This window comes from Occultella gossypii (assembly GCF_019947135.1).
In the GTDB taxonomy this organism is placed as follows: Bacteria; Actinomycetota; Actinomycetes; order Actinomycetales; family Beutenbergiaceae; genus Occultella; species Occultella gossypii.
Map to the genome: position 1 here is coordinate 32,141 of NZ_JAGSHT010000021.1, position 14,871 is coordinate 47,011.

Genomic DNA, 14,871 nt, shown 5'->3' on the forward strand with positions numbered 1-14,871 from the left:
CGGGTACTGGGCGGCACCCCTAGCGAGGGCCGCGCAGCCGGTGCTCGTGAGCCCAGGCGGCCGCCGCGGTGCGGGAGGAGACGCCGATCTTGGCGAAGATGTTCGCCAGGTGTCGGTCCACCGTCTTGACGCTGATGAACAGGGCGGCGGCCGCGTCGCGGTTGCTGGCGCCGGCGGCGATCAGCCGTAGCACCTCCGCCTCCCGTGCGGTCAGCCCACCGGGCAGCGGGCCGGCGTCGAGGCGCGCCACGTCCGGCGCCGCACCGAGCTCGCCGTAGATCGCGACCGCCGTGGCCAGGTCGGACTCCGCGGCGGCCTCGTCCCCGAGGCCGGCGTGGGCGAGGGCGCACAACTCGTAGATCCTGGCCGTCTCGTACCGGGCACGCAGCGCACGGTAGCCCGCGGCAGCGCGGCGAAGCACGGGCAGCGCCTCCTCGTGGCGGCCCTGGGCCACCAGCACGGCGGCCCGCGCGTGCACCGCCCAGGTGCGGAACCCCTCGGTGGCGAAGTCGGCGGCGACCGCCTCAAGCTCGCCGCAGAGCCGGTCGGCCTCCTCGGTGTGGCCCAGCGTGAGGGCGATCTCCACGGCCGGGCCGAGCAGCCGGGCCGAGGACAGCCGGTCCCGGCCGGCCAGCGCGGCCCGCAGCGCCGCCGAGGCCTCGCGGGCACGGCCGCCGGCCAGCTCGAGCAGAGCCGCACCCGGCTGGGTCTCCGCGCCCAGGTCCCGGGCCCGGTCGAAGGCCGCACGGGCGCCGCCGGCATCTCCCCGCAGCCGCCGGATCTCGCCGAGCTGGTAGTAGGCCTCGCCCGCCACCCAGTTGTTCAGACCCGTCAGCTCCGCGCCGCTGCGCTCGATGCCGGCCTCCGCCGTCGACCAGTCCCCTTCGGTGCACAACAGCTGCAGGCGGTGCACGCGGCAGATCCCGGAGTACACCACCTCGCCGTGGAACTGCTCGCACCACTGCTCCGTGGCCGCGGTCCAGGCGCGCATCCGGCTCAGGTCGCCGAGACTGTGGCAGGTGTGGATCACGGTGCAGTAGACGTCGCCGGCCCACTCGGCCGGCATCTGCCCGGCGAGCACCGGCAGCATCGCCTCATCGAGTTGCGCGAAGCCGGCCGCCGGGTTGCCCGTGTGCGCATCGGCGAGCCCGGAGAGCACCAGGCCGAGGGAGGTCAGCTGGGGCGCGTGCAGGCGCTGTCCCATCTCCTTCAGGGTCACGGCCGTCTCGCGGGCCGGGCCGAGGCCGTAGAAGTCCAGCCCGACGATCGCGTCCAGGTAGCGCAGATAGCCGTGCTCGACGCCCTCCGGCAGGTCGGCCAGGATCCGGCGGGCGCGGCTCACCCATCCCGAGGCGATCACCAGATCCCCGCGGATGAACCAGAGCAGCCCAAGGTTGAGCGCCTTGTTCGCCGCACCGGCGAGATCGCCCTCCTGCTGGAACCGGTTGTAGACGTCCTCGGAGAGCTCCAAGGATTCCCGCGCCCGGCCGACCCACCAGCACACCCGGCTGAGCAGGTCCAGGTCCGCCGTCGGGAGCGTGCCGAGGTCCCGGGCCCTGGACAGGTCCCGGTGCGCGACCTGCCAGTCCCCATGGGCGAACGCCAGTCGCCCCGTGTCCAAGACCGCCGTGAGATCGTCCATGATCTGCTCCGCAACAAACGGTACGCGCGTCCGACGGCGGCGGGTCGGCTTTTGCGAAGCCGTCGCCCTGGTCGTAGAGGACAGGGCCTGACCGCTATCGCGCCTAGCCTGGAGTCAATACGACGGCGAAGGGAAGCCGATGGCGGCACGAGGCGACGACTGGGAGCGGGTCCTGGCGGGCCGGCTGGCGACGCACCGCCTGCTGGAGGCGGCGTCGACCGGAGCCGACCGCTCGACGGCGATCACCGCCGTCGTCGACGCGATCGTGGGGGCACACGCCCAGGTGATGGTGGCCGGCGAGACCTCCATCGGGCTACGGGTGGACGGCGCGACCCGAACCGACGTGCGCCACGCGCTGGCACAGGACCGCACCCTCGTGAAGGCCCACGGCCCGCGCGGGACGGTGCACCTGCTCTCCGCGGGCGGCCTGTCCCGGTGGGTCGGCGCGATGGGCTGGATCGGGACCGCCGGGCCGACCCCGCCTCCGGCCATGCGACTCACCCCCGAGCGGGCCGACGCGGTCCTGGCGGCGCTCGGGTCGGTCCTCGCCGGAGCCGAACTGACCGTCGACGAACTCGACGAGGCCGTCATCGGCGCAACGGGCCCATGGGCCGGTGACCTCGTGATGCCGGCGTTCGGGGGCTACTGGCCGCGCTGGCGGCAACTGATCGGGACGGCCGGGCACCTCGGTGTGCTCTGCTTCGGGCCACCGCGGGGCCGGAAGGTCACCTACACCAGCCCGCGCACCTGGCTGCCCGGGTTCGACCCGCAGCCGGGGCTGGACGCCGCCGTCGACCTCGTGCACACCTACCTGGCCGCCTTCGGGCCGGCCACCGCCGCCGAGTTCGCGAAGTGGCTCGCGATCCGCCCGGGCCGGGCCGCGGAACTGTTCGCGCAGGCGGAGGCGGACCCGCGCCTGGAACGGGTGGACCGGGACGGTGCCGGTTGCCTGCGCGTGGCCGGCCCCCCCGACGTCGAGCCGCGGCGCGGCCAGGTCCGCCTGCTCCCGCTGTTCGACGCCTACGGGGTGGGCAGCCAGCCGCGGGAGCGGATCTTTCCGGGCCGGGCGACCGAGCGCGCGCTGGCCGGCGGGCAGGCCGGGAACTTCCCGGTGGTCCTGCTCGACGGCGTGGTGGCCGGCGTCTGGCACCAGCGCCTCACCGGCAGCCGGGTGAAGATCACGGTGGAGATGTTCGACGAGCCCACCGCCACGCGGCGCCGTGCGATCGAGGAGCAGGTGGCTCGCGTGGCCGTGGTGCTCGAGGCGACGTCGGAGTTGACGTTCGGGCCGATCACGGTCGGCGCCCACGCCTGAAGCCTCCGGGTTCGGCCGTCGCCGTCATGCGTCCCGGAGGATGCGGTCCGCGGCCAGCCAGCCGACGGCCATGACGGGCGCGGCGGTGTTGCCCGAGACCTGGGTGGGAAGGACAGACGCGTCGGCGATGCGCAGACCCTCGATCCCGCGGACACGGAGGTCGGAGTCCACGACGTCGTCATCCTCCGGTCCCATCGCAGCCGATCCGACGGCGTGATAGATGCCGCCGCCGGTGTCGACGGAGTACCTGAGCACCTCCTCAGGGGTCGACACGTCCGAGCCCGGATACTCCTCGTCGAGGATGTAGTCCGCGATGGGCCCCTGGGCGAAGACCGTCCGCGCGGTATCCAGGATGGTCGACGTGACCCTGCGGTCCTCCTGGTCCTCCAGGAATCTGGCCTCGATGACCGGCACGTTCTCGGGGAGCCGGCCGGACAGGTGGACGGAACCGGCGGTGTTGGGGCTGATCTGGTAGCCCATGAACATGATCCCCGAGTGCTTGGCCAGCTTCATCGTGGCGCTGGTCGTATCGAGCGCCATCGGCACGAAGAGCCCCTGGATGTCGGGCTGATCGAGCTTCGGGTCGGACTTGAAGTGCGTCATCAGGTCGTAGCCGCCGGTCGAGATGGGGCCCTTGTGGTTGAGCAGGTACTTGAAGCCCTCCCAGCCCTGCTTCAGGACGCTGTTGAGTTCCTGGGTCGGACCGATCTGCCGCTTGAGGCGCACCTGGGTCGCCACTCCGCGCTGCTCGATGACGCGTTCGCCCACGTTGGGGCTCTCCACCACCATGTCGACGCCGGCGCCGTGCAGGATGTCGCCACGGCCGATCCCGGATCGTTCGAGCAGGAGCGGTGTCTCGACCGTACCCGCTGAGAGGATGACCTCCTTGCGTGCCCTGTAGTCGTGGGTCTGCTGGCCATTCTGTGCGCGGATACCGACCACGCGCTTGCCCTCGATCAGCAGGTAGCCCGCGCGGGTGCGGGTCTGGATCGTCAGGTTGCGACGGTGGCGGATGGGACGCACGAAGGCGCTGTAGGCGCTGGTGCGCCGGCCGTCCTTGATCGTCGAGGGGGTGAAGCCGACCCGCTCGGTCTCGACGGCGTTCATGTCCTCGACGCGGTCCCACCCGTGCGACTGTGCCGACGCGAGCATCGCGGTGACCACTTCGTCGGGGTTCTCGACCACGGACACGCCCAAGGGTCCGCCGGACCCGCGGCTGTCCGAGGCGCCGAGGTTGTGGTCCTCCATGCTCCGGTAGGCGGCCAGGACCTGGTCCCAGCCCCATCCGGGGTTCCCACGGTCGACGAGGCCGTCGAAGTCCGCCCTCGTCCCGCGCGACCACATCATGCCGTTCACCGAAGTCGAGCCGCCCAGCATCTTGCCGCGGGTCCATTCCTCGATCTGGCCGCTCGGCCCGATCGGCTGGGTCTTGTAGTGGTAGGTATAGCGATCACCCTTCAGGGTGAAGAAGAAGCCCTTGGGGATGTAGTGCATCGGGTTGCTGTCGCCACCGCCGTACTCCAGGAGCAGGACCTCGTTTCCGGGGTCCTCGGACAACCGGTTCGCCAGGACCGAACCCGCCGCGCCGGCGCCGACGATGATGTAGTCGTAATCCATTCTGCTCACCCTTTGCAAGATAGTTGAAGCTTGGTGTATCAGTGTAGCTCAAAACGGGGACAAATCCACGTTTCGTGGTCAGTTCGTCGCCACTGGCCTAGATTGGTCCCTATGACCGCAACGGAACGCAGGCCGCGGAGGGACCAGCAGCGCAACCGCGAGGCCCTCCTGTCCGCGGCACGAGAGTCGTTCGCGAGTCAGGGCATCGGCGCACCCCTGGACGTCATCGCCCGGCGCGCGGGCCTGGGCAACGCCACCCTCTACCGACACTTCCCCACTCGACGTGCCCTCGTCGTCGAGATCCTGCGAATGAACCTCCAGCGCAGTTCGGCTGTGCTCGCCGTGGCCCTGCGCCGGCCTGCAGGCTGGGACGGGCTGGTCGACTACCTGTCCTGGCTCTTCGCCGAGCAGATCGACAACGCCGCCTATATGAGCGCGCTCCGTGCCGTTCCCTCCGGGCAGGACGAGGAGGTCGACGCCGTCCGGGACCAGACTTTCGCCGACCTCAACCAGCTCATCGGTCGCGCCAAAGCCGAAGGCGCGATGCGAGCGGACCGCTGGATCGAGGACATCCTCCTCGCGCTCACCCTGAACGAGACCCTCGCCACCACCGGCCACCGCGACGCGCGCAGTGCCTCGCAACGGTTCCTCGAACTCACCCTCGCGGCACTCGCGACGGAGTCGGCAGCCGCCGAGTCGCCCGATGAACCCGCCGCCGTTCTCGCCCTCCGCGGCACCCTGGGAACCGAGCTCGCCGGCCTTCCGGCGCCCGAGTAACAGGGGAAGCGCCGCCGACGACGCCCAACGGTCAGCCTCCCTGCCGCGCTCGAACCGTGAGCGCGCACGCCTGATCCGGACCGGTTACCGCGACGAGGCGGTCGCACGCTAGCGTTCGACCAGCTTGCCCGCGTGGTCCGCCGGACCGTGCCGTCGGCGGCCGGACGTCCCGTGATCCCGAGGCGAGAGGTGAGCACCTTGCTCGACCTGGTCGGCGCGATCCTGCCCTTCGGGCTCGGCGTCTCGGTGAGCCCGGTACCGATCATCGTCAGCGTGCTGATCCTGCTCTCGCCGCGCTCGCGGGCGAACGGCATCGCCTTCCTGCTCGGTTGGGCGGTCGGGATCGCGGCGGTGGTCACGGTCCTCACCCTGCTCGCGGGCTACCTGCCCACCGACTCCTCCGACGGCCCGAATCCCGCGGCCGGCGTGCTCCAGCTCGCGCTCGGCGTGTGGTTGCTGGTCCTGGCCCGGCGCAAGTTCCGACCCACCGAGTCCGAACCCGGTCCGGATGCCGAGCTCGACCCGGACACGGGTCTGCCGGTCCCGCAGCTGCCCGGCTGGATGTCCTCGATCGCGAGCACCACGCCCGTGCGGTCGCTGCGCAGCGGACTGCTGTTCGCGGGAGCCAACCCGAAGAACGTGGCGTTCGCCGCCGGCGCCGCCATCACGATCGGCACGGCCGGTCTTGGGGCCGGAGACATCGCCCTGCTGCTCGTGATCTACACAGTGATCGCTTCGCTGACCGTGGCCGTTCCGGTCGGGCTGCACCTGCTGTTCCCGGTGCGCACGGAAAAGCCGCTGCGCGCGCTCGAGGTGTGGCTCATGCGCAACAACACCACGATCGCCGTGGTGCTGTTGCTCGTCTACGGCGTCCTGCTGATCGGGCAGGGGATCGCGAGTTTCTAAGCGCGACGCGGCAGGTGGGTGCGCACCGCCATCCGAGGACCGCGCCGCGGGGGCGCCACCCCGCTGAGCATCACGAGGCGTTGCACCCGGCCGCGATGCGGACGGAACGGTTCGAGCAGGACCGCCAGTTCGCCGTCGTCCACTATCGCTCCGGTGAGCGCCCACCCGACGTTCCGGGCCACGTGATAGTCGCCGAAGCTCACTGCGTCGGCGTCGCCGAACACGCGCGAGCGCACCTCGGCGCTGGTCCAGGTGCCTACGCCCGGCAACGACCGCAGGGCGCGGTCGGCGTCCGCGGAGGTGCCGCGCGTGAGCCGTTCCAGGGACGGTGCCACGCGGGCCGCCCCTACGATCGCGCGGGAGCGCGCCGGGTCGATGCCCAGGTGCAGCCACTCCCAGCTCGGGATCGCCGCCAGCACCTCCGGCGCCGGCGGCACCCGTAGGCCGTGCGCGCCGGCGGGACCGGGCGCCGGTTCGCCGAAGCGCTGCACGAGGCGGCGCCACGAACCGAAGGCCTCGGCCCCGGTGACCTTCTGCTCGATGACGGTCGGGACCAGCGCCTCCAGCACCTGGTGGGTGCGGGTCAGCGGCAGGTGCGGGTGCCGGCGTGCGAGCGGGCCGAGGGTCGGGTGGCCGCCGACGTCGAACCCGGCCGGGTCGTCGAACGCGCCGAGCATCGCGGGGACGGCGTCGAGGACCCAGGCGGCGCCGTCGCCCCAGGCCATCGCGAGCACCGGCCCGCCGCCGTCGGACTGGCGCACCCGAAGCGCGGCCGGGCCCTGTGGCGTGAGCAGCCCCCGCCAGTAGGTGCCGGGACCTTCCCGTTTGAAGCACGGGTCGTGGGCGCCGCGGCGCAGCACGGACAGGGTCGGCCCGAGCGGGGTCGGCCGGGTCGGCTGCCAGGTGCGCTCCAGCCCACTCATGACGCGAGTGTAGGCACGCCGAGGCCCGGCCGGAGCGGCGGCTGGGCGCGGCGCCGGCGGCACGGTCGGAGGTATCCCTCCGTGGATCTCCCTCGGGGGAGGGATCCGCGGCCGGGGCCGCCGGTGCCACGCTCGATGACATGAACCTCGCCGACCGCTTCATGCCGATTGCTGAGTTCTCCGAACGGCACGCACGCGTCATCGACGCGCCGCGCGACGCCGTGTGGGATGCCGTCACGGACTTCAGCTTTCGCGATCTGCGCCTCGCGGCCCCGCTGTTCGCGGCCCGGGCTGTGATCGGGATCGCGGCGAACGGGCGGCGGTACTCCACGCCCAAGGGCGAGATGTTCATCCCTCTCGCCGAGGATCGGGGCAGGCAGCGCGTGCTGGGGCTGCTCGGCCGGTGGTGGCGCTTCGGCGGCGCCGACGCCCGGGCCGACGTGCGCGACGCCGAGACGTTCGAGGCGTTCGACGAGCCCGGCTACGGCAAGGCGATCCTGGTCTTCGAACTGGAGGACGCCGGGCCGGGGCGCACACGCGTGGTGACCCGGACCCGGGTCGTGACGACCGACGCCGGCGCACACCGCGCGATGACCCGGTACTGGCGGCTGATCCGCCCGGGCAGCGGGTTCATCCGCCACCTCATGCTCCGGGCGGTCGAACGGCGGGCGCGGGCCGCGGGGTCGACGGCGACCGGACGCTGGTCCTCGGAACTCGTCTGAAGGGTGGTCGGGTCGGCCGCGCGGGGGCGCCGAGAGCTACGGTTCGTGGCATGGAGACCTCGGCTGCCACGGGCGCGCCCACCACCATCCGCTGGGGCATCATCGGCGTCGGGAACGTCACCGAGGTCAAGAGCGGCCCCGGGTTCCGCCAGGCCGACCGATCCGAGCTCGTCGCGGTGATGCGACGGGACGGCGCCAAGGCGGCGGACTACGCGCGCCGGCACGGCGTGCCGCGCTGGTACGACGACGCCGATGCCCTCATCCACGACGACGAGGTCGACGCCGTCTACATCGCCACCCCGCCGGACTCCCACCGGGACTACGCGGTCGCCGTCCTCGAGGCCGGCAAGCCGGTCTACGTCGAGAAGCCGATGGCCCGCACGACCGCCGAGTGCGAGCAGATGAACGCCGCCGCCGAGCGGGCCGGACTGCCGCTGTTCGTCGCGTACTACCGGCGCGCGATGCCGCGCTTCGCCAAGGTCAAAGAACTGCTCGACGGCGCAGCGATCGGTTCGGTGCAGGCCGTCGCCATCCGTAACCAGCAGCCCGCGCCGATCGACGAGGGCGGCGACATGCCCTGGCGGGTGAACCCCGAGATCTCCGGCGGCGGCCACTTCGTGGACCTCGCGTCCCACACCCTGGACCTGCTCGACCACCTGCTCGGCCCGATCGCCCGGGTCAGCGGCTACGCCGCGAACCGGTCCGGGCGCTACCCGGCCGAGGACCTGGTCAGCGCCGCGTTCGAGTTCGGCTCCGGCGTCGGTGGGACGGGGCTGTGGTGCTACGCGGCCGGGGAGTACCGCGACGAGGTGGAGATCGTCGGGGACGCCGGCTCGCTGACGTTCTCGACGTTCGCGCAGGAGCCGCTCCGGCTGGTGCGCGGTGGCAGCGAGGAGTCCATCGAGGCGCCGTACCCGGCGACCGTGCAGCAACCCTTGATCCAGGCGGTCGTCGACGAGCTCACCGGGGTCGGCGCGAGTCCGAGCACCGGGACGAGCGCCATCCGCACCGCCCGGATCATCGACACCCTGCTGGCCTCCTACCGCGCCGAGCACGGGCTGACGTTCTCCTGATGTCCGCCCTCACCGATTTCACCGCGCTCGCGTGGGCCCTGCTCGTGGTCGGCGCGCTCATCGTCGGGCTGTCCAAGGCGGCGCTGCCCGGCGCGAACACGATCACCATCGCCATCTTCGCGGCGCTGCTCCCGGCGCGGGAGTCGACGGCGGTGCTCCTGATCCTGCTCATCGTCGGGGACGTCTTCGCCGTCTGGGCCTACCGCAAACACGCCGACTGGCCCACGTTGCGGCGTCTCGTGCCCACGGTGCTGGTGGGCGTCGCGCTGGGCGTCGTGTTCCTCGCGCTCGCCGACGACGCCTGGGTGCGGCGCGTCATCGCGGTCATCCTGCTGCTCGTGATCGGTGTGACGCTGTTGCGCCGGGCCGTGGGGCGGCGCGCGGAGATCCGGGCCGCGGCGCTGTCCGCGACGTCGGATGCCGAGCTGGTCGCGGCGGGCGGCGAGGCGGCGTCGGGCGGCGAGGTCGACGGCGCCGGAGGGCAGGTGGCACCCCAGCCATCCGTAGCGGGCTCCAGACAGCTGGCCCGCCGCGTCCAGACGGGCATCTACGGCACGCTCGGCGGGTTCACCACGATGGTGGCCAACGCGGGCGGCCCGGTGATGAGCATGTACTTCATCGCGTCCCGGTTCTCGGTCAAGCGGTTCCTCGGCACATCCGCGTGGTTCTTCGCGATCGTGAACGTGACGAAGGTGCCGTTCCAGGCGGGGCTCGGGTTGATCACGGTCCCTGGCCTGCTGCTCAACCTGGTACTGATCCCCGCCGTGATCGCCGGCGCGTTCTTCGGCAGGTGGCTCGCACCCCGGATCGACCAGGCGTTGTTCGAGCGGCTCGTCATCGTCCTCACCGTGGTGGGCGCCCTCTACCTGCTCATCTGACCCGCTGTGCGCGATGATGGCGCCATGGACGATCGGGATGAGCAGGTTCGACGACGGATCCGGGCCTCGACGCTCTGGTTCGTCGCCGCGATCCTGACCGCGGCGGCGGCCCTGATCGTGTGGGCGCTCACCGTCGGGTTCCCGGTGGTCAACGACGCCCGGACCGACGCCGTGGCCGTCCAGGGGGACAGCGGCCGCGAGATCCTGGTCCGGTACACCGGTGGCAGTCCCGGCTGTGGGGACCCGCACTCCATTGAGGTCGAGGAGACCCAGACCATGGTGACCATCACGACCCACGTGGTGGCGCCGCACGGCACCCGGTTCAACTTCGACTGCGACGACGAGGCGTACCCGATGTTCCAGACGGTCCGGCTCGAGCGCCCGCTCGGGGGGCGTGCCGTCATCGACGGTCCGACCGGTGCACCGGTCGAGGTCGCGGCGGACGTGGCGACCCTGGTTGCCGCGGACTGAATACGGCGCGGGCAGCCGCCCGTGGGCGGGCGGGCGCGCTGAGCGGTGGGCGGCCCGGGGGGAGCGGGCCGGCCCACCGCGATCATGGGTGGCCGTCAGCGGCCACCGTCCTCACGTCGCCGGCGGGACAGCCCGAGGAGCGCGATCCCGAGCCCGCCCAGCAGGCTCGCAGCGAGTGCCGTGGTGCCGGCTGCAGCGCCGGTGCTGGGCAGCTGCGGAGTGGCCGGGTCGAGGGGCGCGTTCAGCCGTGCGGGTGGCACCGGCTGCCCGACGAGCAGCACCGGCACGGTCGCCGCGGGCACGATCGGGTCCGGCACGGTCGCCGCGGGCACGATCGGGTCCGGCACGGTCGCCGCGGGCACGATCGGGTCCGGCACGGTCGCCGCGGGCACGATCGGGTCCGGCACGGTCGGTTCCGGCAGGATCGGCTCGATCTCCAGCTCGCACGGGATGTCCGTGAGCTCGAACTCGAACGTCGCCACCTGGGCGGGCACATCGAGCGCAACGAACTGGGTCGTTGCGGCGAGGGTCGGTGCCGACGCGAACTCGTTCAGCGTCCAGCCCGCCGGCAGCTCCGCCGGGAGCAGGTAGCCGGGCTGCGCGACCGCGTTCAGGAACCGGCCGTCCTGCAGCCAGACATCCAGGCCCACACCCGCGGTCCACTCCACCGCATCGTTCGCGGTGGCGCAGTGATCAACCACGCCGGGCTCCGGGAAGGTGACCGGCATCGACTCCAGCGGAGTCGCGCAGTCCTCAAACTCGACCTCGGCGATCGTGACGGTCGTCTCGGCCTTTCCGGAGGTACTCAGCTGCCAGCCGTCCGGGACCTCGGTGATGCTGTAGTGCCCGGCCGCGGTCGCGATCACGCTGTACGTGCCGGGAGCCAGGTCGGAGAGGTTCTCCGGCTTTCCGGCAAGGGCACCGTCGACCAGGTGGTGCACCACGTACTCGACGTGATCCGCACCGGGCAGGGAGATTGCGCCGGTGGTCGCGCAGGTCGCCTGGGTCACCACGAGCGGCGCGACGGCCACGCCGCACTCCTCCGCCGTCACCTCGTGCCGCGTCTTGCCCACCCAGGTCCACGAGCCGGGCTGGCCGAGGACCCACGAGTCGCCGGAGAGGACGTAGTCGGTGGGGCGCTCGTACTCGTCGATCCAGATCCAGCCGAGGTCGCAGCGCACGGTGGTCTTGAACCGGGTCTCCACCAACGGTTCCGGCTGGCACTCGACGTTGTTCTGGGTGCGCGTGTGCGTGGTGCGGAAGCCATCGGGGAACGTGTAACCCTCGGCCGGCACCACGTTGATCGAGACCTTGCCGTTCAGCGTCGTGTGGTCGAACACGTAGTAGGTGTACTCGACGGTGCTGGTGTAGACCCAGTACCCGTTGTCCACGCCGCACTCGTCGACCCACTGCGGCAGGGCCGGGGTGATGACGGTGAGCTCGGGCACCTCGGGCACCTCGGGCACCTCGGGTACCTCGGGGCCTTCGGGCTGCGGGCAGGCACTCACGTCCGGCTCGCCCTGCTGCCCACCCCCGGTACGCGTGTCCCAGCCGATCACGATGGACCGGTTGTGCGCGTCAGCGAATCGCAGTCCCACCACGTCATCGGGGTAGGCCAGGCCGGACGGCCAGTCGGAGATCGAGCTGATACTGACGCTGAGCGGGTTGTTGCCCGTCTGGAGTCGCTCGTCCACGCCGGGCGTGCCCACGTACTTGCACACGAACACCTTGCGGACCGCGTCCTGGGTCATCGCCGTTGCGGTCGCGGCCGGTGTTGCCGGTGCGACTTGCTCCGGTGCTGCCGGCCGGGGCGCACTCTCGATTGCGGGCTCAGTGGCAGGGTCGGGCACGGACTCGCTCGCGGACCCGGCGGCCGGCGCCGGGGCAACGTCGGCGACCGGGTCGGCCGCGGACTGCGCGATCGGGTCGGCCTCGGGCGCCACGGCTGCGGGCTCGACCACGGTCGCTTCGACGTCGGGAATCGCCGTCGGCTCAGCGGCCTGCTCGGGTGCGGTGGGCTCGGCGGCCGCGGCGTCGACGACCTGCGCCTCGATGACGGCGGCGCCGCCGTCGTCGAGGGCGTCGGCGAAAGCTGGTGCGGAGGCCGCGGTCAGCACTCCCAGGCCGAGTGCCAGAGCGGCGAGGGTCGCGACGGACCCTCTGATTATGGTTCTCATGATCGATCCCCCGTGTTGCGGTTGGATGTGCGGTTCTGAGCTGCCACCGGCGCATGGTGTGAACGAGTGCTGCGCGGCGGGGCGAGCCCAGATCAACACGACCCCGACGCGCCGGGGAGCGTCCGGCGTGGTGATCGTCTGGTGATTCAGAACGGCGGAATTCCGCGGCTGAGGGCGGGGGTGAGGGGGTGAAGGGTGAGTCTCGTCCTCACTTCACCCGGTCGCGTCGGCAGCGTCAGGGCCGGGAACCTGCCGAGTCCGAGGGGCGCGCCGGCCGGCAGAGGGTGAGGCGCAAACCCCGTGAGCGCGGGCGGCCCCGGAAGGGGTGAGATGTCGCGGCACAGGGTGAGAAGGCGTCGCGCAGGGGTGAGCAGGCACCGCGCAGGGCCGGAGATGCCCGCTGGGATGAGTGCGCCGCCCAGATGCTCGAGCAGGCCGACGTCGCCGGTCACGCCCTGCACGTCCTCGGCATCACGCCCGGGTCGGCCGCGTTCATCGGCTTGCCGTTCAGAGCGCGCGAGTGAGCGGTCCCGCGGGCCGGGGCCGAACGGCGCCCAACCCCCCGCGTTAGGGTGGCCCGGTGACCGATCCCCGCCGTGGCCCGCTGCGCCTGCTGCGCGCGGCCGTGGTGTCGGTGAGCGTGCTCGGCCTCGCCCTCGGCGCGCACCTGTCCGCCGGCGGGACGCTCGGCGACCCGCTCGTGGTGGCCGCCGCCGGGGCCTTCACGATGCTGATCGCGATACTCGTCTGCGGCAGCCGCCTGAACGCCGTCACGGTGCTGGCGTTGCTCGGCGCCGGCCAGCTCGGCCTGCACCACGTGTTCACCGCCACGGCCGGCCTCGGCGCGACCGCGGGCTGCTCGACTGGTACCGCGGCCGCCGGCCACGCCCACGGCGCGGCCCTCTCCGAGTCCGTGCAGCACTGCGTCACCCCCGCGGGCGACGGGCATGCACTCACCGCCGCCATGCTCGGCGCGCACGTGTTCGCGACCGTCCTCAATGCCGCCCTGCTCTGGCGTGGCGACCGTGCCCTGTTCGCCCTCTGGACCTGGTGGGCGCCGCTGCTGGCCGTGCTCTTCGAGCGCACGCTCCCGGCCGTCGAGGCGAACCGGCGGCCGCACCGCATCGCTGCCCTGCCCCGCCGTGCCCGTCCCCGGATCGCGTGGCTGGACCTGGCTCCGCGGCGGGGACCACCGCTGCTCGGCGCCACCGCCTGAGCCCGGCACGCAGTTGCGCAAGGGACCTCGGGCCGGTGACGCGACCCCAGCGATCCTGCCCGGCGCGCCAGCGCCCGGGCACCGCCACCCAGCCCTGTGAGGTTCTCGCATGTCCCCATCCCCACGCGCACTGAACCTGCGCACCCTGGCGATCTCCGCCGTCGCCCTGTTCCTCGGCCTGACCATCCACGCGAGTGCCGCCCAGGCGCACGACGTGCTGCTCTCCTCCGCCCCCGCGGAGGGCGAGACCCTGTCCGCCGCACCCACCGAGATCCGCCTGACCTTCAACAACGAGATCCTCGATCTCAGCGCCGCGATCGTCCTGACCGACGCCGAGGGCACCGTGCTCACCGAGGAGCCGCCGGTGGTGGACGGCGCCGAGGTGGCACTGCCACTACCCGACGGCGTACCGGCCGGGGTCTGGACGGTCACCTGGCGGGTCGTGTCCTCGGACGGTCATCCGATCTCCGGAACGTACGAGTTCACGGTGGACGCGCCCGTGGTGACCACCGTCGATCCGACCGAGCCCGCGGAGCCGACGGAGCCCACCGAGGCCGACACCACCGACGCCGGGACCAGTGAGCCCGAGCCGTCGGACAGCGCCTCCGCCGTGGACGCAGGCGATGACGGGTCCGGGCCCGGCGCGGGCAGCATCGTCGCGTTCGTGGTGGTCGCGATCGCGGTCGTGGGTGCGGTTGTCGCGGTGATCGTGCGCCGCAGCCGTTCCTGATCCCGTCCTGGGGCGCCGCCGGCCCGGTCCGCGCGGGCGGGGCGGCGTAGCCTGGGTGGATGTCACCCTGGCTCGTCGCCCTGCTCGGCCTGGTGGCGCTCGCCGTCGGGATCGAGGCGGTGCTGCGAGCCGAGCGACGCCCGCGTGAGTCCCGCGGCCACGGCAGCGGTGGCGGTACCTTCGGCATCATCGACGAGGTCTTCGCCCCCACTCGGCACGAGGCGCTGCAGGAACTGGAGCGGCAGCGCGAGATGCTGGCCCCGGCGCCGACGCCCGGTGACCCGCCGTGGGGCACGTTCGTGTACGGCGAGGACGGTGCCATCGTGGCCGTGGAGCTCACCGACGCCGCCGCGCCCGCGGGCGCTGCGCCCGCAGCCGACGCCGGCACGGCCGGCCGGAGCGATATCCACGACGGCTGAGCAGG

14 protein-coding genes are annotated in these 14,871 nt (G+C 72.3%); 10 read left to right on the forward strand and 4 right to left on the reverse strand.

Translation table 11 applies throughout. The annotated features are described in order from the left end of the window. Positions 1-19: 19 nt before the first annotated feature. On the reverse strand, positions 20-1,642 hold the full coding sequence (locus KCQ71_RS27430; RefSeq protein WP_283248770.1) for a LuxR C-terminal-related transcriptional regulator: 1,623 nt from the start codon (positions 1,640-1,642) through the stop codon (positions 20-22). A 139-nt stretch (positions 1,643-1,781) separates the two neighbouring features. Here KCQ71_RS27430 and KCQ71_RS21170 point away from each other — a divergent pair, with 139 nt between their 5' ends. Further along, positions 1,782-2,957 (forward strand): winged helix DNA-binding domain-containing protein, encoded by a 1,176-nt coding sequence (locus KCQ71_RS21170; protein WP_223409831.1) that lies wholly within the window; start codon positions 1,782-1,784, stop codon positions 2,955-2,957. A 24-nt stretch (positions 2,958-2,981) separates the two neighbouring features. Here KCQ71_RS21170 and KCQ71_RS21175 read toward each other — a convergent pair whose 3' ends face one another. Further along, positions 2,982-4,574, reverse strand: a complete 1,593-nt coding sequence (locus KCQ71_RS21175; protein WP_223410370.1) for a GMC family oxidoreductase — start codon at positions 4,572-4,574, stop codon at positions 2,982-2,984. Between the two features lie 111 nt (positions 4,575-4,685). Between KCQ71_RS21175 and KCQ71_RS21180 the strand changes: the two genes are divergently transcribed. Both KCQ71_RS21180 and KCQ71_RS21185 read left to right on the forward strand, forming a co-directional pair. Then, complete coding sequence (locus tag KCQ71_RS21180; protein WP_223409834.1) at positions 4,686-5,351, forward strand: TetR/AcrR family transcriptional regulator; 666 nt, start codon at positions 4,686-4,688, stop codon at positions 5,349-5,351. A 189-nt stretch (positions 5,352-5,540) separates the two neighbouring features. Then, complete coding sequence (locus tag KCQ71_RS21185; RefSeq protein ID WP_223409837.1) at positions 5,541-6,257, forward strand: GAP family protein; 717 nt, start codon at positions 5,541-5,543, stop codon at positions 6,255-6,257. On the opposite strand, the gene KCQ71_RS21190 is transcribed toward KCQ71_RS21185, so the two are convergent. Continuing rightward, positions 6,254-7,180, reverse strand: a complete 927-nt coding sequence (locus KCQ71_RS21190) for a DNA-3-methyladenine glycosylase family protein (protein ID WP_223409839.1) — start codon at positions 7,178-7,180, stop codon at positions 6,254-6,256. The two genes, KCQ71_RS21185 and KCQ71_RS21190, sit on opposite strands and share 4 nt — an antisense overlap. Before the next feature lie 140 nt (positions 7,181-7,320). Here KCQ71_RS21190 and KCQ71_RS21195 point away from each other — a divergent pair, with 140 nt between their 5' ends. The 4 genes from KCQ71_RS21195 to KCQ71_RS21210 are packed head-to-tail and all read left to right on the forward strand — an operon-like array spanning position 7,321 to position 10,324. Further along, on the forward strand, positions 7,321-7,902 hold the full coding sequence (locus tag KCQ71_RS21195; protein ID WP_223409842.1) for a hypothetical protein: 582 nt from the start codon (positions 7,321-7,323) through the stop codon (positions 7,900-7,902). A gap of 50 nt (positions 7,903-7,952) precedes the next feature. Then, positions 7,953-8,975, forward strand: a complete 1,023-nt coding sequence (locus KCQ71_RS21200; protein ID WP_223409845.1) for a Gfo/Idh/MocA family protein — start codon at positions 7,953-7,955, stop codon at positions 8,973-8,975. Beyond that, positions 8,975-9,853, forward strand: a complete 879-nt coding sequence (locus KCQ71_RS21205; RefSeq protein ID WP_223409848.1) for a sulfite exporter TauE/SafE family protein — start codon at positions 8,975-8,977, stop codon at positions 9,851-9,853. The genes KCQ71_RS21200 and KCQ71_RS21205 overlap by 1 nt, the downstream gene beginning before the upstream one ends. Before the next feature lie 24 nt (positions 9,854-9,877). Next, on the forward strand, positions 9,878-10,324 hold the full coding sequence (locus tag KCQ71_RS21210; RefSeq protein ID WP_223409851.1) for a hypothetical protein: 447 nt from the start codon (positions 9,878-9,880) through the stop codon (positions 10,322-10,324). 95 nt (positions 10,325-10,419) lie between these two features. On the opposite strand, the gene KCQ71_RS21215 is transcribed toward KCQ71_RS21210, so the two are convergent. Then, positions 10,420-12,501: an LPXTG cell wall anchor domain-containing protein gene (locus KCQ71_RS21215; RefSeq protein WP_223409855.1), complete on the reverse strand. Its 2,082-nt coding sequence runs from the start codon at positions 12,499-12,501 to the stop codon at positions 10,420-10,422. Between the two features lie 580 nt (positions 12,502-13,081). Between KCQ71_RS21215 and KCQ71_RS21220 the strand changes: the two genes are divergently transcribed. The 3 genes from KCQ71_RS21220 to KCQ71_RS21230 all read left to right on the forward strand — a co-directional run bounded on the left by KCQ71_RS21220 (position 13,082) and on the right by KCQ71_RS21230 (position 14,866). Next, the gene (locus KCQ71_RS21220; protein ID WP_223409858.1) at positions 13,082-13,717 is read left to right on the forward strand and encodes a hypothetical protein; all 636 of its coding nucleotides are present in this window, start codon (positions 13,082-13,084) and stop codon (positions 13,715-13,717) included. 109 nt (positions 13,718-13,826) lie between these two features. After that, on the forward strand, positions 13,827-14,447 hold the full coding sequence (locus KCQ71_RS21225) for a copper resistance CopC family protein (protein WP_223409861.1): 621 nt from the start codon (positions 13,827-13,829) through the stop codon (positions 14,445-14,447). 59 nt (positions 14,448-14,506) lie between these two features. Further along, complete coding sequence (locus KCQ71_RS21230; protein WP_223409864.1) at positions 14,507-14,866, forward strand: hypothetical protein; 360 nt, start codon at positions 14,507-14,509, stop codon at positions 14,864-14,866. The last annotated feature ends 5 nt before the right edge of the window (positions 14,867-14,871 follow it).